Origin of the sequence: Kribbella lupini (assembly GCF_039529595.1) — a bacterium.
GTDB classification, from domain to species: Bacteria; Actinomycetota; Actinomycetes; order Propionibacteriales; family Kribbellaceae; genus Kribbella; species Kribbella lupini.
On sequence record NZ_BAAANC010000002.1, the window covers coordinates 2,482,607 to 2,501,589 of the forward strand.

Below are 18,983 nucleotides of genomic sequence, written 5' to 3' on the forward strand. Positions count from 1 at the left end.
CGGTGGAACAAGCGCGGGGGCCACCCGAGGGGGTGAGAGGGGTTGCCCCCGCGCCTGGTTCAGTGATGGACCGTCAGCACGGGTTCGAGCACCAGCCCGAAGCTCCGCAGGACGCCCAGCAGTTCGCGGTGCCCGAAGGCCTGACAGGCCGAGGCGAGCCCGACCCGGTGCGGCGGTTGCTGCAGCAGCGAGTACGCCGCGTAGGCCTGCAGCGCGCCGGTCTGCTTGTAGTTGCTGTTGCCGTAGATCACGCAGTGCGCGCGCCCGAGCGGACCGGTCGCGTAGACCGAGTCCAGCGACGTGTTGACCCGTGGGTTCTCGCGCGGCGGCATGCTGGCCTGGACCGAGGCGGCGACGTCGGCGAGCGCCGACTCCTGCTGGTCCGCGGGAAGCGTCTTGATCTGCGTCTCGACCATCTTCACGGCCTCGACCACGCCCTGCATGACGGTCCGGTCGAAGACGCCACCGGCGACCTTGACGTTCGCGACGCGTGGGTCGTTGCGGAACCAGACCGGGTGGCTGGTGCCGCCCCAGGGCAGCGCGAGCGCGGACTCGTGCTGACCCGGCACGTTCACCTCGAACGTGGTCAGCGGGTCCCACTTCACCAGCTTGTTCTGCTCCAGGTAGTGCCAGTCCGCCTTCAGGATCGTGAAGATCGTCTGCGTCGACGCGTACGTCGGGAAGCCCTTCCACAGCACGAGAATGTCGAGCGTGTCCAGGCCGGGCGTCTCCAGGCAGATGTTCGCGGCGATCTCGCCGGTCGTGTACATCTGCGCGATGCCCGGGCCGAGCAGCAGCCCCTGCGACGCGAACTTGTCGCCCCAGTTCTCCTGCGCGGCCAGCATCCAGTCCTGCTCGCCGGTGGTGTCCAGGTAGTGGCAGCCGGCCGCCAGCGACGCCTCGACCACCTCGGGCCCGTACTTCACGAACGGCCCGACCATGTTGCTGACCACCTGCGCGCCGCTGAACAGCTCGGTCAGCGCGCCGACCTCGTGGTCGACCTCGACCACCTCGTGCTCGACGGTCTCGATGCCGGGGACCTTGTCGAGCACCGCCTGGATCCGCGCCTTGTCCCGGCCGGCGGCGATGAACGGGACGTGGTACTCCCGCAGGTACTCGCAGACGAGCCGGCCGGTGTAGCCGGAGGCGCCGTACACGACGACGGGTTTGGTCATCTCACATCCCCATTCCGCCGTCGACCGGCAGGCCCGCGCCGGTGATGAACTTCGCCGCGTCGCTGGCCAGGAAGACCACCGCGTCGGCCATGTCGCCGACCTCGCCGAGCCGGCCCAGCGGGGTCAGCCCGATCACGTCGCCGACGGCGGCCTCTGCCGACGGCCAGAGCCCAAGGGTGACCATGTCGGCCGCGAGCTTCATGCCCATCTCGGTCGGAACCAGCCCGGGGTAGACGCAGTTCACCCGGACGCCGTACCCGAGTTTGCCGGACTCCATCGCCGCCACGCGGGTCAGCCGGTCGACCGCCGACTTGGTCGCGGAGTAGCCCGCGATGCCCGGGAACGGGATCGTCGCCGCGACGCTGGAGATGTTGACCACCGAGCCACCAGACCCCGCCGGTCCGCCCGGGCGCATCGCCCGGAACGCGTGCTTCACACCGAGCGCGGTGCCCAGCACGTTGATCTCCAGCATCGTGCGGACGTCGTCCGGGTCGAGGTCCACGACCAGGCCGGACAGCTCGACGCCGGCGTTGTTCACCAGGATGTCCAGGCCGCCCAGCTCGCCGACGGTGGCGGTGATCGCGGTCTCCCAGTTGGCGTCGTCGGTCACGTCGAGCTTGACGAACGCCGCGGTCGCGCCGGTCTGCTTCAGCTCGTCGGCGGTCGCGCTGCCCAGGTCCTCCTGGATGTCGGCGATCACCACCGACGCCCCGGCGGCGGCGAGTGCCGCGGCCATCCCGGCGCCCAGGCCGCGGGCACCCCCGGTCACCAGAGCCTTGCGTCCGGTCAGGTCGTACATGGCATCTCCCCTCAGCCGGTGCGGATGCTTTGACGCCGCGGTCACCGGTGAGGCGGCGACCGGGCGATGGAACTCAGCGTCATGGATGTTTGGACAGTCGTCAAGACTTTCTTGGACAAGTGTCAAGGAATTCCGGGCAGGCCGGGTAGGATCGGGTCAGGAGGCTTGCCGATGACCGAGGTGACGGACCGGATCTCGCGCCGGCAGGTGGACAAGTTCGCGGAACGCCGCGCACAACTGGCCACCTCGGCGCTCCGCACGCTGTCCGAGCTCGGGTACGCCCGGACCAGCCTGCGCGAGATCGCCCAGAACTCCGAGTTCTCGCACGGAGTGCTGCACTACTACTTCCGCGACAAGGTCGAGCTGATCACCGCCTGCGTGCGGCAGTACAAGGCCGAGTGCGTCACCCGGTACGACGAGCTCGTGGTCACCGCGACCACCGCCGAAGGCCTGCGCAAGGACTTCGCCGACGCACTCGCGACCACCTGCCGCGAGGACGCGTCGATGCACCGCCTCTGGTACGACCTGCGCAACCAGGCCCTCTTCGAGGAGTCCTTCCGCAAGGACGTCCTGGAGATCGACCAGACCCTCGAACTGATGATCTGGCGAGTCGTCACCACCTACGCCGACCTCGCCGACCGCCCCCTGGCCGTCACCCCGAGCACCGCCTACGGGCTACTGGACGGCCTCTTCACCCAGGCCCTCCTCCGCCACCTCGCCGGCGTCCCGAACGCCACCGAAGACCTCGCCGCAGCAGCCCACCAAACCCTCCCCAAACTCCTGCAGCGGTGACGGGAAGCCCAGCGTCATCCCGCTGAAAAGTCAGCCGTCATCAACGGAATCAAGACCGATCTCTTGCATGGCAATTGCCAGTCGATCACTCGGATCGCAAAGTCAGCGGTTTTCTCGCTCCACCTGAGGACTCCACTGAACTTCAGCCACGGCGTCATGGCTGTGAATACTTTCGAAGTTTCGAACTCGCACGGTGTGCTCAAGTCGCCGAGTCCGCAGACGAATCGACAAGTCCCGCGCCATGTCCTCTACAAAGAGCGGGTGCTCGAATGCCTCCATCGTGATGACGCGTTCGTCTGGTCGCTTGACCAGTGGATAGATCGGGCAGGAGCCCGCCTGGCGGATCAACTCCACTGCTCGCCCGAATGCGAGGGGATAACAGTCGTCGCCGTGCCCTGCTGTCGTCACTTCCACGGCACTTCGCTGGTTGTGAGCACCGTAGTCACTGATCGCCTTGCTGCACGGACAGAGGCTAGTAACTTCAGACGTAACACTCGACTCGACGCGGCAGGTTTCCGACCTCCATGTTGCACGCAATCTGAGATCCGACGTTTGCCACGAGAGATGCTCGGAGACCGGAGAGATAACCTGCGTCGCTACTGGAAGAGCGACCTGGACCTCAACCTCGCTGGCCCCTAGACGAATCGCCGCCGCCTTCAGGGTGACCGGTAGCGTTCGCGGGTCCACCTCCGACAAAGTTTCGTGAATGACGGAAACCATACGGCTCATATGCGTTCCCCGTCGATGGGCGTCGAGTCCGACAGCAATGTCGAAATTCGCCACCCCAGACTGCTCGGTCTCGCCGTCGTAGAACCGGGTCGGATACCGAACTCCGGCGATTCCTACTCGATGGAGGGCAATGCCTCGGGGGTCAAATTCGTCCTGGATGTCCGGGAGCATGTCAGTCGACTTACCCTCTGTAGATGCACCCTGAAGTGCAGGTTTCGTAAACATGGACAGCGCACAGGTCGGGCAACTCCGGAATCAAGCGGTCCCAGATCCAGCGTGCGAGGATCTCGCTCGTTGGATTACTGAGGCCCTCAATCTCATTTAAGTAATAGTGGTCAAGTTGCTCTTCCAAGGGTTTGAAAGCACTTTTGATGTCACCGAAGTCGCGTACCCATCCAGCCTCACTGTCGACAGGCCCGCTGATATGGATCGCGACTTTATAGGAGTGGCCGTGGAGTCGGGCGCACTTGTGTCCAGATGGAACATTCGGTAGCAGATGGGCGGCCTCGAACCGGAATTCTCTAAATATCTCCGTTTCATGCATCATGCGATCCCGAGATACTTGTGGGTTTGCAGACTGAGTTGCCACCTTGGATTCTCCAGGCAATATTCAACGGCCAGTTTAGTGTTGTGTACGACATCGGGTCCGTCCATCGGCTGCACCCGGAACGAATCGAAGTCCAAGTCTTCGAAAGATCGAGGATCTACTCCACCCTGGGGAAAAACAAACTTCAGTTCATCGCCACCGGTTACGACGAGTTCCGCTCCGATTTTCGGGCTGACGCAGAGCCAGTCAATGCCGGGAGTTGGGACTCGAGTTCCATTGGTCTCCACGGCGATGTAGAAGCCGCGGGCATGAAGTTCGTCGATCGCCGCCGAGTCAAGTTGCAGTAGAGGTTCGCCGCCGGTACATACCACCATGCGGTGCGAAGGGACGGTTGTAGGCCAGGCTGCTTCGACCGCGTCGGCCAGCGCGCGGGCGTCGGCGAATCTGCCCCCGCCCGGTCCATCGGTACCGACGAAGTCGGTGTCACAGAACTTACACACCGCCCTGGCGCGGTCCTTCTCATGGCCAGTCCACAGGTTGCAGAGGCTGAACCTGCAGAAGACCGCTGGCCGGCCAGCATGGGTGCCTTCGCCTTGGAGAGTGTAAAAGATCTCTTTGATTTTGTAGCTCATTCAGGACGCCTGATACACGAGGGGGTCGGAGGTTCCCGCCTCTTTGAAGCCACGGAGACGGAGTAGACAGGAGTCGCAATGGCCGCAGGGTGCTCCAGTGTCATCCGGGTCGTAACAAGAGGATGTCAGAGAGTAGTCAACGCCCAGCGACAGCCCGAGTTCCACCGTCTCCGCTTTCGTCAGGTTGATCAGGGGAGTGTGTATCGTGAGCTTCTTTCCCTCGACGCCCGCGCGTGTTGCGAGATTGGCCATTGCCTCGTAGGCGGCGATGTACTCCGGGCGGCAGTCGGGATACCCCGAGTAGTCGACTGCGCTCACGCCGATGAAGATGTCGCTCGCGCCCAGGACTTCCGCATAGGCGAGGGCGAAGGAAAGGAAGACAGTGTTGCGGGCGGGTACGTAGGTGATCGGGATGTCTTCGGTAACCTCGCCGGCCGATGCGTGCTTCGGTACCTGGACGTCCGCAGTGAGAGCGGAGCCGCCGAAGAGTCGGAGATCGATGTCGCAGACGACATGCCCCGCTACCACTTGCGCAGCGGCCACCCGCCGAGCCGCCTCAAGTTCAATCACGTGTCTCTGGCCGTACCTGAAACTGAGGGCGAAGGTCTCGTATCCCTCCGCCTTGGCATGCGCCAGAACAGTGGTCGAATCGAGGCCACCGCTGAGAAGAACTACGGCCTTGCGAGACATGTAAGCGATCCCATCCATCGGGCCTGCCCGATATGAGTAGAAGTAACTGCAGGCTAGAGTAGCCGCAGCCGACCGACAGTTTTGGGTACAGGAGTCAGTGTCGATGCCGAAACAACTGACGATCGTGGTGACGTGCACCGATCGCAAAGCGCTGTCGCGGGCTCCTCGGCATGAGGTTCGCCACCTGCCCGATGTCGCCCTGGAGGTGCGCGCTCGCATGTGGGTGGACCTGGTGTCGGCGGCGACCGACACGCGTCCCCTTGCCCGGTTGTACCAGGGTGAGGCCTGGCATCAGGTGAGTAAGTTGGAGGCGGAGGTCGCGGCGAAGGGCTTCGTCCCGCGGACATTGGTCGCGTCGGCAGGGTTGGGTCTGAGGTCGGTCCAGTCAGAGGCACCGGCCTACTCTGCAACGTTTGCCCTGGGGCATCTGGACAGTGTCGGGCTGGACCGCAGTCAGAACCAGATGTGGTGGGAGAGGATTCGGAGCTCGCGCCTCGCGGACGACCTCGATGATCCGTTCGCAGGTCCTACCTTGCTGGTCCTCTCCGAGACGTATGCCTCGGCGATGGCCCGAGAACTAGAATCGCTTGAGGCCCGCGAAGATGTCCTTGTGTTCGGCGGGATGAGCGGACTGCTGGAGGAGCAGCGTTTCCCATCCGATCTCGGACTGCGAAGTGCGCTCGGCGGTACAGCAATCAGCCTCAACCTTCGGATGGCGACTATGTGGTTACAGCGGCAAACGACGGTGAAATTCGATGCCGAGCGCAACCGAACGGAGTGGGATGCGTGGGCGGAGTCAGTTCGCAAGAGCACTGTATACAACCGTCAACCAGTGGATGACGCGGCCGTGGCTGCATGGATCCGGATGGTGCGGGAATCGCGGCCGGACTTGAGCAAGACGGTCGCGCTTCGGATGCTGCGCGACTCAGGTGTGGCTTGCGAGCAGCGAAGGTTCGGCGCCCTCTTTTCCGCCGTAACGGGCAAACCATGAGCGAGGGGTGGCTTGAGCGACGGGCGCTTCGCGTTCTCCAGAACGATGACATGCCTCTATATTTGTTCGCATTGGCAGCCGAAGAGGTCGATCTGGTGGCAGATGTAGCCCGGATTGGACGCGATGAAGCCGGCAAGTTGATCGGATACCAACGCCCCGAGAAACGTAAGCACGTCAAGCAGATCCAGGACTATCTGGACAGCGCACACGTGTTGTTTCCGAATGGGTTGATCCTCGCACTCCCTCAGGAGGTTAGGTTCAGATCCAGTCGTGGTCCAGGGGCGTCCGATGGGCTAGCGGTATCAGGCACGTTGGAGATTCCCATTAGTGATGGCGCCGACGGTCCGCGGCCAGCGTGGATAGTCGACGGCCAGCAGCGGAGCCTTGCGCTCGCCCGTACTAAGAATTCACGACTCCCAGTTCCGGTCGCCGGGTTCGTCGCTGCGAATATTGAACTGCAACGGGAGCAATTTCTCCGTGTGAATACCGTGCAACCGCTGCCATCCAACCTGGTGACAGAACTTCTGCCGGAGATAGCGCGCGTCCCCTCCAATCGGATGTCGACACGAAAACTGCCGTCGGCGTTGGTCGACATGCTGAATCAGGACGCAGATTCGCCATTTTATCAATTGATCCGGCGGGCTTCGTCTACCACTGAGGACAAGCGGCTCGCAGTTGTTACCGACACCAGCCTGGTGGAAGCGCTCAAAGAATCGCTTGAATCACCGTCAGGCGTCCTCTTTCCGTATCGAAATATAGCCGCTGGGACGACTGATACGGCTGGCATCAGGGCAGTCCTGATCGCCTACTGGTCGGCCGTGCGAAATACCTTCCCGGAGGCGTGGGGAAAGCCTGCAACTCAATCCCGCCTCATGGGCGGCGTTGGTATCCGTGCGATGGGGCGCCTTATGGAAAGAGTGATGGCGCACGTAAAAATATCGGATAATGAAGCGGTGAAGCAAGCCGAAATGGAACTCTCCTTGGTTGCCGATGTGTGCTGCTGGACGAAGGGAGTATGGCCCGAGTTAGGGTTGCCTTGGGATGAACTCCAAAATACTCCGCGTCATATTAGCGCTCTATCGAATTTTCTTGCACGCTCATATGTGACTCAGCGGGCGGTGAAGTGAAGTTCTACTTTCCTGACAGTCAAGATTTAGTCAGCCCGACCTACGACTTCCTGCAGGATGAATACTCGCCCTTTAGGGTTCGTCAGCGCGACGACCGCTACGCTCACGAAGTGCTCGGCCGGGCTCCATATCATGGAATACTGGTAAGTAAGGCTATCGTCGATGGATCGGTCAAGGGTGCCGGTAAATATACATCCGCCCAGCGTGCCAGACTGTATCGACTAGGTGTTGAGCGGTTCTTTCGGCTACCGAAGAATATCGACTCTCTCGGCGACAATGGCGCCTTCAACTATGCTGATGAACTCGTTCCGCCAGTTTCTGTGGCGGAGACATTGGACTTTTATGAAGGCTGTGGATTCACGTCGGGTATCAGTGTCGACCACATCATCTTCGGCTATGAGCCTAATCATGACTTCGAGACAGTAGCGTCCGCATGGGCCGAACGGCGTTTGCTGACACTTCGCCTGGCAGAAGAATTCATAGGCAAGGTTGTCGATCAGAAACTACACGTCGAACCGGTCGGAGCAGCGCAGGGATGGAGCCCGGCCAGTTATGCAGACAGCGTTCTTCAGTTGCAGAACATGGGTTATCAACGCATCGCGTTGGGGGGCATGGTGCCGCTCAAGACGGCCGATATTATGGACTGTCTGTTGGCGATCGACCAGGTCCGCCAACCGCAAACCGAACTGCATCTGCTGGGGATAACTCGCATCGCGTCAATGGCTGCGTTCGCGCAGCATGGCGTGGCCAGTTTCGACAGCACATCGGCGTTTCGTCAGGCGTTCATGGACGACCGCGACAACTTCCATACCGCAGACGACTCGTTCGTCGCCTTGCGGGTGCCGCAGGTTGAGGGAAACCCGACCCTTCGTCGCGGCATTCTCTCAGGTCGGATCTCACAGAAGGACGCTGTGAAGCTGGAGCGAGCCTGTCTCAAGGCGCTTCGCGGGTTCGACGGCAGCCAGGAGTCCCGACGGGTGGCCCTATCTGCCCTGGCTGAGTACGAGTTGCTGTGCCAAACAGCCAAGAAGTCGTATATCACTGAGTACGATCGAACACTGCAGGCCGCGCCGTGGAGCGACTGTGCGTGCACGCTCTGCCGCGAACTGGGGATCGAAATCGCAATCTTCCGGGGAACCGAACGTAACAAGCGGCGAGGGTTTCACAATCTGTCGGTCCTTGCCGCGAAGATGGAGAGCCTACCTGCGAAGCCCACTCAGAGGAGCAACCGTGGCTGACCGCTACGACATCCGTCTTCCGGCACTTCAAATCCGGCAAGGCAGTCACTTCATCTATTGCTTTGGTGTTGATGGCAAGCGGATCCACGATTTCGCGGCCGTCTCACGGGTCCATCGGACCGATGACTCTCTCCAGGGGTATCAGCGGCCTGAAGTTCTAACTCATATCAAAGCGATCCGCCGCTACCTAGAGTCGCCAGAGGCTATGCTTCCGAACGCGGTCGTCCTGGCGTTCGATGGACGAGTGACCTTCGAGTCGGCGAATCTTAACTCGCTGCTCGAGTACATCGTCCCGGGTGAACTCGTCATTCCCGTCGATGAAAACCAGGCCGAAGAGGATCGACCGGCGTGGCTAGTCGACGGGCAACAGCGATCGGCCGCGATTAGAGACGCCGATGTCGGAGAATTCCCGGTGGCTGCGGTGGGCTTCATTGCCAAAGACGAGGCTGAGCAGCGCTCGCAGTTCATTCTGGTCAACAATACGAAGCCGCTGCCAAAGGGGCTCATCCATGAACTCCTCCCGGATTCGACTGGACACCTTCCGCCCGCCTATGCACGGAAGCAACTCCCCGCCGAGATTATGATCAAATTGAACGCTGGGCCGCGCAACTGGGTTGGGCACCCCTTTGCTGAGCGCATCGCAACCCCGACACAACCCAGCGGATACATCAAGGACAATAGCGTCCTTAAGATGATTGAAAACAGCCTGTCTGATGGTGCTCTATATAGATTCCGCGGCGATGACGGCACGGGGGACGTGCCAGCCATCCTCGAACACCTGAATCTCTTCTGGACAGTAGTATCGGACGTGTTCTACGAGGCCTGGGAGCTTGAGCCACGTAAGTCTCGTCTGACCCATGGCGTGGGCATTCAGGCTATGGGGTACGTCATGGATCAACTCACCGAGGATCGTGACCTCGCAGCAGAAGGCACCGAAGACCTTGAGAGCGCACTACGAGCCCTTCGCGATCACTGTTCGTGGACCTCAGGTACTTGGCAGTTCTCGGCGGCTGAGCAACGCCGATGGAACAGCCTGCAAAACACTCCGAACGATGTTCGCCTACTGACTAACCATCTCCTGAGGAAATTGCGATAGCGTTCCGTGTCGCCTGGGCTTGGTCTAGAGCATCTTCCGGCGGTCGTTGATGCGTTTGGCCTTGCCCAGGGAGCGTTCCAGGGCGTGCGGGGGGAGGACCTCGACGGTGGCGGTGATGCCGATGTGGGTCTTGATGCGGTGGGAGAGCTCGCGGGCGGCGGGGGCGTGGTCGAGCAGGCCGGGGGCGGCTTCGACCTGGACGGTCAGTTCGTCCAAGCGGTTCGGGCGGGTGAGGACGCAGAGGTAGTGCGGCGTCAGGCCCTCGACCAGCAGGAGCTGTTCCTCGATCTGGGTCGGGAAGACGTTGACGCCGCGGACGATCATCATGTCGTCGGTGCGGCCGGTGATCTTCTCCATCCGGCGCATCCCGGGCCGCGCCGTACCGGGCAGCAGCCGGGTCAGGTCGCGGGTGCGGTAGCGCAGGACCGGGAAGGCCTCCTTGGTCAGCGTGGTGAAGACCAGCTCGCCCTCGGAGCCGTCCGGCAGCACCTCACCGGTGACCGGGTCGATGATCTCCGGGTAGAAGTGGTCCTCCCAGATGTGCAGCCCGTCCTTGGTCTCGACGCACTCCTGCGCGACGCCCGGGCCCATCACCTCCGACAGCCCGTAGATGTCGACGGCGTGCATCCCGGTCCGCTCCTCGACCTCGAGGCGCATCTGCTCGGTCCACGGTTCGGCGCCGAAGATGCCGATCCGCAGCGAGGTGTCGCGCGGGTCGAGCCCGCGGGTCTCCATCTCGTCCAGGATCGACAGGAAGTACGACGGCGTGACCATCACGATCTCGGCGCCGAAGTCGCGGATCAGGTCGACCTGCCGCTCGGTCATCCCGCCCGAGACCGGCACCACCGTGCACCCGAGCCGCTCGGCGCCGTAGTGCGCCCCGAGCCCACCGGTGAAGAGCCCATATCCATAAGCGACATGGCACACGTCGCCCGCGCGCCCACCGGCGGCGCGGATCGACCGGGCGATCAGGTCCGCCCACCGGTCGATGTCGCCGCGCGTGTACCCGACCACGGTCGGGCGGCCCGTCGTACCGGACGAGGCGTGCACCCGCACGACCTCCGACCGCGGTACGGCGAACATCCCGAACGGGTAGTTGTCCCGCAGATCCTTCTTCGCAGTGAACGGCAGCCGGCTCAGATCCGACAGCTCCCGCAGGTCGTCGGGCGCGAACCCGACTCCGTCCAGCGCGGCCTTGTAGTGCGGCACGTTCTCGTACGCCGCGCGCACGGTCGTCTGCAGCTGGGCGAGCTGCCGCGCCCGCAGCTCGTCCACGGACATCCGCTCACCGGCGTCCTGCAGCTCGGGCGGGCAAGCTTCACCGAGAAAACGCTCGGCCATGGCACAGCCTTTCTACGGACGCGCCAGCAAGGTCGCGATGCCCTGCCCGACGCCGATGCACATGGTGGTCAGCGCGTACCCGGCGTCGCGGTGGCGAAGCTCCAGGGCGGCGGTCAGGGCGAGGCGGGCGCCGGACATCCCCAGGGGGTGACCCAGGGCGATGGCGCCGCCGTTCGGGTTGACGTGCTCGGCGTCGTCGGACAGCCCGAGCTCCCGCAGTACGGCGAGCGACTGCGAGGCGAACGCCTCGTTCAGCTCGATCACGCCGACGTCGGCGAGCGGTACGCCGGTCCGGTCGAGCAGCTTGCGGGTCGCGGGCGCGGGCCCGATCCCCATGATCCGCGGCGGTACGCCGGCTGCCGCTGTCCCGACGATCCGGGCCAGCGGGGTGACGCCGAGCCGCTCGACCGCTTCGCCGCTCATCACCAGCAGCGCGGCCGCGCCGTCGTTCACGCCGGAGGCGTTGCCGGCCGTCACCGTGCCCGGGTCGCGGAACGGGGTCTTCAACCCCGCAAGGGCTTCCAGCGACGTCTCGCGCGGGTGCTCGTCGGTATCGACCACGGTCACCGCGCCGCGCTTGCCGGGCACCTCGACCGCGACGATCTCCTCGGCCAGCCGGCCGTTCGCGATCGCCTTGGCCGCGCGCTGCTGGCTGCGCAGCGCGAACAGGTCCTGGTCCGCGCGGGCGATGCCGAAGTCGACCGCGACGTTCTCCGCGGTCTCCGGCATCGAGTCGATCCCGTACTGCTTCTTCAGCACCGGGTTGACGAACCGCCACCCGATCGTGGTGTCGAAGATCTCCGCCGAGCGCGAGTACGCCGAGGTGGCCTTGGGCATCACGAACGGCGCCCGCGACATCGACTCGACGCCGCCGGCGATCACCACGTCGTTGTCACCGGCAACGATCGACCGCGCGGCCGAGGCGACCGCGTCCAGGCCGGACCCGCAGAGCCGGTTGATCGTCGACCCCGGCACGCTGTCCGGCAGCCCGGCCAGCAGGACGGCCATCCGGGCGACGTTCCGGTTGTCCTCGCCGGCCTGGTTCGCGCAGCCGAGCACCACGTCGTCGATCGACGCGGGGTCGAGCGAGGGGTGCCGGGCCAGCAGCGAACGCAGCACGTGCGCGGCGAGATCGTCCGGACGCACCGCGGCCAGCGCGCCGCCGTACCGGCCGATCGGGGTGCGGACGCCGTCGACGAGATAGGCGGTGCGGGTCACGATTCCTCCTTGATGACAGTGCCGGACAGCTGCCGGCTGCGGCCGCGGAACTCCGCGACCACCTCGTCGCCGCGGCGCACGGTGACGTCGTAGATCCCGTTGCGCCCGTACGACGTCCGCTCGACCGCCTCGGCGACCAGCACGTCGCCGCGCCGGGCGGCCGTGACGAACACGATGTCGCAGGCCTGCGCGACGGTGACCTGGTTGCGCGAGTTGCAGGCGAACGCGAACGCCGAGTCCGCGAGCGTGAAGACGAAGCCGCCGTGGGCGATACCGTGGCCGTTCACCATGTCGTCGCGCACCGTCATCTCCAGCCGCGCCGTACCGGTCCCGACCTCGACCAGGCGCATGCCGAGTCCGGCGCTCGCGGCGTCGTCGGCCCACATCGCGGCCGCCACTCGGGCCGCCAGATCTTCACCCATGGTTGTTACACCCTATCGACGATCTCACCAGCGACTGTAACATCAGGCTGGCAGACCACCTCAGCTTGGAGCGCACCCCATGACATCGACCGACTGGCTCGCCACGCACCGCGACCGCCTCGACGGGGCGCTGGCGGCGATCCGCAGCCGTGGCTACTTCTCCGCCTTCCCCGAGTCGCCGAGCCCGCGGGTGTACGGCGAGACCGCGGCCGCCGACGGCAAGGCCGCCTTCGAGCGGCACCTCGGCAAGGAGTACGCGCTCGCCACCCCCGGCGCGAACGGGACGATCGTCACCGAGCAGTCGCCGTTCGGCATCGAGCTGAACGTCGAGTACCCGCGCACCACGGAGAGCGGCCTGGACGAGCTGCTCGCCGCCGCCCAGGCCGGGCTGACCGCCTGGCGCAAGGCCGGGATCGACGGCCGGACCGGCATCACGCTGGAAATCCTCGACCGGCTGCACCAGCGCGTCTTCGAGCTGGCGAACGCCGTCCAGCACACCAGCGGCCAGGCCTTCGTGATGGCGTTCCAGGCCGGTGGCGCGCACGCGCTGGACCGCGCGCTGGAGGCGGTCGCCTACGCGTACGAGGAGATGAGCCGCTACCCGGCAGAGGCGGTCTGGGAGAAGCCGGCCAAGGGCGACCCGATCCGGATGACCAAGAACTTCACCGTCACCGGCCGCGGCGTCGCGCTGGTGATCGGCTGCAACACCTTCCCGACCTGGAACTCCTGGCCGGGCCTGTTCGCCTCGCTGGTCACCGGCAACGCCGTCGTGGTCAAGCCGCACCCGCTGGCCGTCCTGCCGCTGGCGATCACCGTCGACGTCTGCCGGGAGGTGCTCGCCGAGGCCGGTCTGGACCCGAACCTGGTCACCCTGGTCGCCGAGCGTCCGGACGACGGCCTGGCCAAGCCGCTCGCGCAGCGGCCCGAGGTGAAGCTGATCGACTTCACCGGCGGCAGCGAGTTCGGCGAGTGGCTCGAGCAGAACGCGACCCAGGCCACCGTGTTCACCGAGAAGGCCGGGGTCAACGCGGTCATCATCGACTCCACCGACTCGTTCAAGGCGCTGTGCGGCAACCTCGCCTTCACGCTCTCGCTGTACTCCGGCCAGATGTGCACCACCACGCAGAACCTGTTCGTCCCGGCCGGCGGCATCGAGACCGACGAGGGGCACAAGTCGTTCGAGGAGGTCGGCGCCGGCATCGCCACCGCGATCGGCAAGCTGCTCGGCGACGACGCCCGCGCGGTCGAGATCCTCGGCGGCATCGTGAACCAGGCCGTGGTCAACCGGCTCGAACTGGCCGAGGAGTACGGCGACGTCGTGCTGCCGTCGCGCGCGATCAAGCACCCGGCGTACGACGACGCCGTGGTCCGGACGCCGCTGCTGGTCGCGATCGACGCCAAGGACGAGGACGTCTACGCCAAGGAGTGCTTCGGCCCGGTGTCGTTCCTGGTCCGGACCGAGGACACCAAGCAGTCGATCGAGCTGTTCCGCCGGACGGTCGCCGAGGGCGGCGCGATGACCGCGGGCATCTACTCGACCGACGAGGGCGTGCTGGAGCTGGCTCGCGACACCGCCCTGGACGTCGGCGTCGCGCTGTCGGAGAACTTGACCGGCCAGGTGTTCGTGAACCAGTCGGCGGCCTTCAGCGACTTCCACGGCACCGGCGCGAACCCGGCCGCCAACGCGACGTACACCGACGGCGCCTACGTGGCGAGCCGCTTCCGCGTCATCCAGTCCCGGCGGCACGCTTAATCTGGGTGGTATGCCCAAATCTGTGGATGACCAGAGCCTGACCGAAGTCCTCGCGTACTACGACAGCTGGCTGGCCTTCAACCAGCGCTACCAACGGGTCCCCGGGATCCAGGCCGCCGTGTACGCCGGGGACCGGGTCGCGCTGTCCACGGCGTACGGGCATGCCGACGTCGAGGGCGGCGTCGCGCTGACCCCGACGCACCTGTTCCGGATCGCGTCGCACTCGAAGACGTTCACCGCGACGGCCGTGCTGCAGCTGGTCGAGCAGGGCCGGCTGCGGCTGGACGACAAGGCGTCGGCGCACGTCACCGAGATCGTCGGGACGCCGTTGGGGGAGCGCACGCTGCGCGACCTGCTCAGCCACGCCGGCGGGATCACGCGGGACAGCCTGGAGGCCGACTTCTGGCAGCTCGCGACGCCGTTCCCCGACCGTGAGCACCTGCTCGGCGTGCTGCACGCGGACACGTCGGCGGTGCTCGAGGACAACGACCGGTTCAAGTACTCCAACATCGGCTTCGGGCTGCTCGGCCTGGTCATCGAGGCGGTCACCGGGACGTCGTACAACGAGCACGTGCAGACCGAGATCGTGGCCAAGCTCGGCCTCGCCGATCTCGGTCCGGAGCTCGACCCGAGCCGCGGCACGCAGTACGCCGCCGGCTACAGCGCCTACGCGTACGCCGACCGGCGGGTGCCGATCGAGCACGTCGACACCCGGGCGCTCGCGGCCGCGACCGGCTTCTACGGCACCGCGCAGGACCTGGTCACCTACTGGTCGGCCCACCTGATGGGCGACGAGCGGCTGCTGAGCGACGCGTCGAAGCGGCAGATGCAGCACGGGCTGTGGAAGACCACCGACGAGGACGGGCCGCGGTACGGGCTCGGCCTGATGATCAACCAGGTCGCCAAGCGGGACGTCTTCGGGCACGGCGGCGGCTACCCCGGGCACATCACGCGGTCGATGGTCGACGGCGAGCGGCGGATCGCGGTGTCGGTGCTGACCAACGCGATCGACGGGCCGGCGGCGCAGCTGACCGAGGGCCTGTTCAAGCTGATCGACCTGGCCGAGTCGAAGGATCGCGGCGAGGGCGACCTGGCCCGCTTCACCGGCCGCTTCGCGAACCTGTGGGGCGTGCAGGACATCGCGCTGCTCGGCGGGCGGCTGTACCTGATCGACCCGACCGCGGCGGATCCGACGGAGGAGCCGACCACGCTGGAGCTCGCCGAGGACACCACGCTCCGGGTGACCGGCGGTTCGGGCTACGGCGCGTACGGCGAGCACCTGCGGTTCGCCTTCGGCGCCGACGGCCGGGTCGAGTCGGTCCGCGGCGGAAGCGGCCTGGTCAGCCGGCCGATCGAGCAGTACTCGTTGCCTGACAAGGTGACCGCCGTACGGTGATCCCATGACCATTCACGGGGACCATCCGTTCCTGCCCGCGGAAGCCGACCGGAGTCCGGTCCGGCGCTTCCGCGGGCGCCTGGCCTCGCCGGTCGGACTGTGGACCAGCGAGTACGCCGGGAAGCGCGCCGGACTGACGGTCTCCTCGATGGTCGTCGGCGACGGCGACCCGGGCGTGGTGGTCGGGCTGATCGACCCCGACTCCGACCTGTGGGAAACGTTGCGCAAGGCAAAGACCGCCGTGGTCGGCCTGCTCGGCGGCCCGCACCAGCAACTCGCGGACGCCTTCGGCTACGTCGCTCCCGCGCCCGGCGGCCCCTTTCGCATGCTCGACTGGACGGAAACGGAATGGGGCCCGGCGCCCATCGGCGTCAGCACGTGGGCCGGCTGCCGCCTGGTCACCGAGGACCCACCCGAAGCCGGCTGGTCCCTCCAGGTCCAGCTGACGATCGAGCACGTCGAACTGCTCCCCGACGAGGTACCACCCCTCGTCCACCGCCGAGGCCGCTACACGGTCCTCTGAATCTTCAACCATCAGGCTTATGCTGCGGGGCATGCGAGCCACCACGATTCACGCCCCGTTCGACGTCCGGCTCAGCGAGGTTCCGGACCCGGTGATCGTCGACCCGACCGACGCGGTGATCAGGATCGTCGCCGGCTGCATCTGCGGGTCCGACCTGTGGTCGTACCGCGGGGAGAACAAGATCAGGCCGGGCAGCCGGATCGGGCACGAGTACGTCGGGATCGTCGAGGAGGTCGGCGCCGACGTCCGGACCGTGAAGCCGGGTGACTTCGTCGTCACGCCGTTCGTGGCCAGCGACGGCACCTGCCCGAACTGCCTGGCCGGGTACCAGTCGGTCTGCCAGAACATCGTCGGGATCGGCAGCGACCGCGCCGACGGCGGCCAGGGCGAGTACGCCAAGGTCCCGTACGCCGACGGCACGCTGGTCGCGACGCCCGAGGTCCCGGACGACTCGCTGGTGCCGTCGCTGCTCACGTTGTCCGACGTGATGGGCACCGGCTGGCACGCGGCCCGCTCGGCGCGGGTGAAGGCCGGCGACACCGTCGTCGTGGTCGGCGACGGCGCGGTCGGGCTGTGCGGCGTACTGGCCGCGGTCCGGATGGGCGCGGAGAAAGTCGTTGCCCTGTCGCGGCATGAGACGCGGCAAGAACTCGCCAAGTCGTTCGGCGCGACGCACATCGTCGCCGAACGCGGCGACGAGGCGAAGAACGCCGTCCTCGAGCTGACCGACGGGGTCGGTGCGGACGCCGTCCTGGAGTGTGTCGGGACCGACCAGTCGTTCGCGACCGCGTTCGACGTGGCCCGCGCCGGAGCGACCGTCGGGTTCGTCGGCGTACCGCACGGCGTGGAGGTCCCGATCCGCAAGATGTTCAGCAAGAACGTCGGGCTGGCCGGAGGGGTCGCGCCGGTGCGCGCCTACCTGCCGGAGCTGATGGCCGCCGTCCTGGCGGGTGAGATCGAACCGGGACGCGTGTTCGACCAGCAGTTGCCGCTGGCGGAGGTGGCCGAGGGCTACCTTTCGATGCACGAGCGCCGCGCGATCAAGACTCTCTTGTGGCCCTGATCTACAAATCCACACAAAAGGTGTCACATGTGCACAACGTGCTGGAGCTGAGCGTTGACACCTCGTGACGCTGGTGCCCAGAGTTGGCCCGTCAAGGGGGCGTTCGTTGTCAGACAGCTCCTTCAGCTGATCGGAGAGTGAAACATGCGTGGTGGTTGGAGCAAGACCGTCGCGGTGCTGGGTGCCGCGGGTCTTCTCGCGGTCAGTGCCTGCGGGAACAGTGACGACGGGGGCAGTGGGGACTCGTCGGCGAGCAAGGACGTCACCGTCTTCACCTGGTGGGCCGACGGCGGCGAGAAGGCGGGCCTGGACGGGCTCGTCTCGACGTTCGCCACCGAGTGCAAGGACTACAAGTTCGTGAACTCGGCCGTCGCCGGTGGCGCCGGTTCTAACGCCAAGCAGGTGCTGGCGAACGACCTGGCTGCGGGCAAGCCGCCGTCGACCTTCCAGGCGCACGCCGGCGCCGAGCTGGGCGACTACATCAAGAACGGCCAGGTCGACGACGTCAGCGACCTGTACAAGGAGTTCGGCCTGGACAAGGCCTTCCCGCAGAGCCTGATCGACAACCTGACCGTCGACGGCAAGATCTACTCGGTCCCGGCCAACGTGCACCGCGCCAACGTGGTGTGGGCCAACCCGACGGTGCTGAAGAAGGCCAGCCTCGACGCCACCAAGGCCCCGGCCTCGGTCGACGCGTGGATCGCCGACATGGAGAAGCTGAAGGCGGCCGGGGTCAAGGCCCCGCTGGCCACCTCCAAGGGCTTCGCCGAGGAGATGGTGATGGAGGTCGTGCTGCTCGCCGAGCTCGGCCCGGACAAGTTCACCGGCCTGTGGAACGGTCAGACCGACATGGCCGGCGCCGACGTCACCGCCGCGCTGGAGAAGTTCAAGAAGGTGCTGTCGTTCAGCAACGCCGACCGCGAGGCGATCGACTGGCCGGACGCGCTCCAGTACGTGAACAAGGGCCAGGCGGCCTACACCGTGATGGGTGACTGGGTCGCCGCGCAGCAGCTCGCCGACAAGGTGCCGGACTCGGCGTACACCTACTGGCCGGCGCCGGGCACGGCGGGCAACTTCCAGTACCTGGCCGACTCCTTCACGCTGCCGACCAACGGGCAGACCCCGGAAGGCGCGAAGTGCTGGCTGAAGGTCGTCGGTTCGGCCGAGGGCCAGAAGGCGTTCAACACCAAGAAGGGCTCGATCCCGGCGCGTTCCGACGCCGTCGTGACCGACTACCCGAAGTACCAGCAGGCCGCGATGGCCGACTGGAAGGCGAACAAGATCGTCCCGTCCTGCGCCCACGGTGCCGCGTGCACGCTCGGCCAGAACGACTCGATCCTGTCCGCGATGGGCCAGTTCAGCAGCGGCATGGACGTCGCCACGCTGCAGAAGGCACTCGTCGCGGCCGCCAAGCCGAACTGATTCAGCTAGCTCTCACCGGCCGACCAACG

At 65.7% G+C, this 18,983-nt stretch carries 19 protein-coding genes; 10 read left to right on the top strand and 9 right to left on the bottom strand.

Going from position 1 to position 18,983, the window contains the following annotated elements; genetic code table 11:
* Positions 1–59: 59 nt before the first annotated feature.
* Complete coding sequence (locus tag ABD235_RS25210) at positions 60–1,175, bottom strand: DUF5938 domain-containing protein (RefSeq protein ID WP_344178242.1); 1,116 nt, start codon at positions 1,173–1,175, stop codon at positions 60–62.
* 1 nt (position 1,176) lies between these two features.
* Positions 1,177–1,974 (bottom strand): SDR family NAD(P)-dependent oxidoreductase, encoded by a 798-nt coding sequence (locus tag ABD235_RS25215; RefSeq protein ID WP_344178244.1) that lies wholly within the window; start codon positions 1,972–1,974, stop codon positions 1,177–1,179.
* 171 nt (positions 1,975–2,145) lie between these two features.
* Between ABD235_RS25215 and ABD235_RS25220 the strand changes: the two genes are divergently transcribed.
* Positions 2,146–2,766, top strand: a complete 621-nt coding sequence (locus ABD235_RS25220; RefSeq protein ID WP_344178247.1) for a TetR/AcrR family transcriptional regulator — start codon at positions 2,146–2,148, stop codon at positions 2,764–2,766.
* A gap of 102 nt (positions 2,767–2,868) precedes the next feature.
* Here ABD235_RS25220 and ABD235_RS25225 read toward each other — a convergent pair whose 3' ends face one another.
* Genes ABD235_RS25225 through queC form a run of 4 tightly spaced genes read right to left on the bottom strand, consistent with a single transcriptional unit; the run spans position 2,869 to position 5,382 of the window.
* Complete coding sequence (locus ABD235_RS25225) at positions 2,869–3,666, bottom strand: GTP cyclohydrolase I FolE2 (RefSeq protein ID WP_344178248.1); 798 nt, start codon at positions 3,664–3,666, stop codon at positions 2,869–2,871.
* A gap of 10 nt (positions 3,667–3,676) precedes the next feature.
* The gene (queD, locus tag ABD235_RS25230) at positions 3,677–4,042 is read right to left on the bottom strand and encodes a 6-carboxytetrahydropterin synthase QueD (protein WP_425553174.1); all 366 of its coding nucleotides are present in this window, start codon (positions 4,040–4,042) and stop codon (positions 3,677–3,679) included.
* Positions 4,039–4,674, bottom strand: a complete 636-nt coding sequence (gene queE / locus ABD235_RS25235; protein ID WP_344178252.1) for a 7-carboxy-7-deazaguanine synthase — start codon at positions 4,672–4,674, stop codon at positions 4,039–4,041. The genes queD and queE overlap by 4 nt, the downstream gene beginning before the upstream one ends.
* The gene (gene queC / locus ABD235_RS25240; RefSeq protein WP_425553175.1) at positions 4,675–5,382 is read right to left on the bottom strand and encodes a 7-cyano-7-deazaguanine synthase QueC; all 708 of its coding nucleotides are present in this window, start codon (positions 5,380–5,382) and stop codon (positions 4,675–4,677) included.
* Positions 5,383–5,467: 85 nt separating this feature from the next.
* On the opposite strand from queC, the gene ABD235_RS25245 reads away from it, so the two are divergent.
* The 4 genes from ABD235_RS25245 to dbpB (ABD235_RS25260) are packed head-to-tail and all read left to right on the top strand — an operon-like array spanning position 5,468 to position 9,816.
* Positions 5,468–6,355 carry a hypothetical protein gene (locus ABD235_RS25245; RefSeq protein WP_344178254.1) on the top strand — a complete coding sequence of 296 codons (888 nt, stop codon included), beginning with the start codon at positions 5,468–5,470 and terminating at the stop codon, positions 6,353–6,355.
* A complete protein-coding gene (gene dbpB, locus ABD235_RS25250) occupies positions 6,352–7,482 on the top strand; it encodes a DGQHR domain-containing protein DpdB (protein ID WP_344178256.1) in 1,131 nt (376 codons plus the stop codon). The genes ABD235_RS25245 and dbpB (ABD235_RS25250) overlap by 4 nt, the downstream gene beginning before the upstream one ends.
* Positions 7,479–8,720 (top strand): tRNA-guanine transglycosylase DpdA, encoded by a 1,242-nt coding sequence (gene dpdA, locus ABD235_RS25255; protein WP_344178257.1) that lies wholly within the window; start codon positions 7,479–7,481, stop codon positions 8,718–8,720. Before dbpB (ABD235_RS25250) ends, dpdA begins: the two co-directional genes overlap by 4 nt.
* Positions 8,713–9,816, top strand: coding sequence for a DGQHR domain-containing protein DpdB (dbpB, locus tag ABD235_RS25260; protein ID WP_344178259.1), 1,104 nt, complete (start codon positions 8,713–8,715; stop codon positions 9,814–9,816). Before dpdA ends, dbpB (ABD235_RS25260) begins: the two co-directional genes overlap by 8 nt.
* 24 nt (positions 9,817–9,840) lie before the next feature.
* On the opposite strand, the gene paaK is transcribed toward dbpB (ABD235_RS25260), so the two are convergent.
* From paaK to paaI, 3 genes are read right to left on the bottom strand one after another with little or no spacing between them, the layout of a single operon-like run.
* Entirely contained in the window at positions 9,841–11,157 is a 1,317-nt protein-coding gene (paaK, locus tag ABD235_RS25265; RefSeq protein ID WP_344178261.1) for a phenylacetate--CoA ligase PaaK, read from the bottom strand.
* Between the two features lie 12 nt (positions 11,158–11,169).
* Positions 11,170–12,375 (bottom strand): 3-oxoadipyl-CoA thiolase, encoded by a 1,206-nt coding sequence (pcaF, locus tag ABD235_RS25270; RefSeq protein ID WP_344178263.1) that lies wholly within the window; start codon positions 12,373–12,375, stop codon positions 11,170–11,172.
* Positions 12,372–12,797, bottom strand: coding sequence for a hydroxyphenylacetyl-CoA thioesterase PaaI (paaI, locus tag ABD235_RS25275; protein ID WP_344178266.1), 426 nt, complete (start codon positions 12,795–12,797; stop codon positions 12,372–12,374). Before paaI ends, pcaF begins: the two co-directional genes overlap by 4 nt.
* A 79-nt stretch (positions 12,798–12,876) precedes the next feature.
* Here paaI and paaN point away from each other — a divergent pair, with 79 nt between their 5' ends.
* The 5 genes from paaN (at position 12,877) to ABD235_RS25300 (ending at position 18,954) form a co-directional block, all read left to right on the top strand.
* On the top strand, positions 12,877–14,550 hold the full coding sequence (gene paaN / locus ABD235_RS25280; protein WP_344178267.1) for a phenylacetic acid degradation protein PaaN: 1,674 nt from the start codon (positions 12,877–12,879) through the stop codon (positions 14,548–14,550).
* Between the two features lie 10 nt (positions 14,551–14,560).
* The gene (locus tag ABD235_RS25285) at positions 14,561–15,946 is read left to right on the top strand and encodes a serine hydrolase domain-containing protein (RefSeq protein WP_344178269.1); all 1,386 of its coding nucleotides are present in this window, start codon (positions 14,561–14,563) and stop codon (positions 15,944–15,946) included.
* A gap of 4 nt (positions 15,947–15,950) precedes the next feature.
* Positions 15,951–16,469 (top strand): flavin reductase family protein, encoded by a 519-nt coding sequence (locus ABD235_RS25290; protein WP_344178270.1) that lies wholly within the window; start codon positions 15,951–15,953, stop codon positions 16,467–16,469.
* Between the two features lie 31 nt (positions 16,470–16,500).
* Positions 16,501–17,532: a zinc-dependent alcohol dehydrogenase family protein gene (locus ABD235_RS25295; RefSeq protein ID WP_344178272.1), complete on the top strand. Its 1,032-nt coding sequence runs from the start codon at positions 16,501–16,503 to the stop codon at positions 17,530–17,532.
* Between the two features lie 144 nt (positions 17,533–17,676).
* Positions 17,677–18,954: an ABC transporter substrate-binding protein gene (locus ABD235_RS25300; protein ID WP_344178274.1), complete on the top strand. Its 1,278-nt coding sequence runs from the start codon at positions 17,677–17,679 to the stop codon at positions 18,952–18,954.
* Positions 18,955–18,983: the final 29 nt, after the last annotated feature.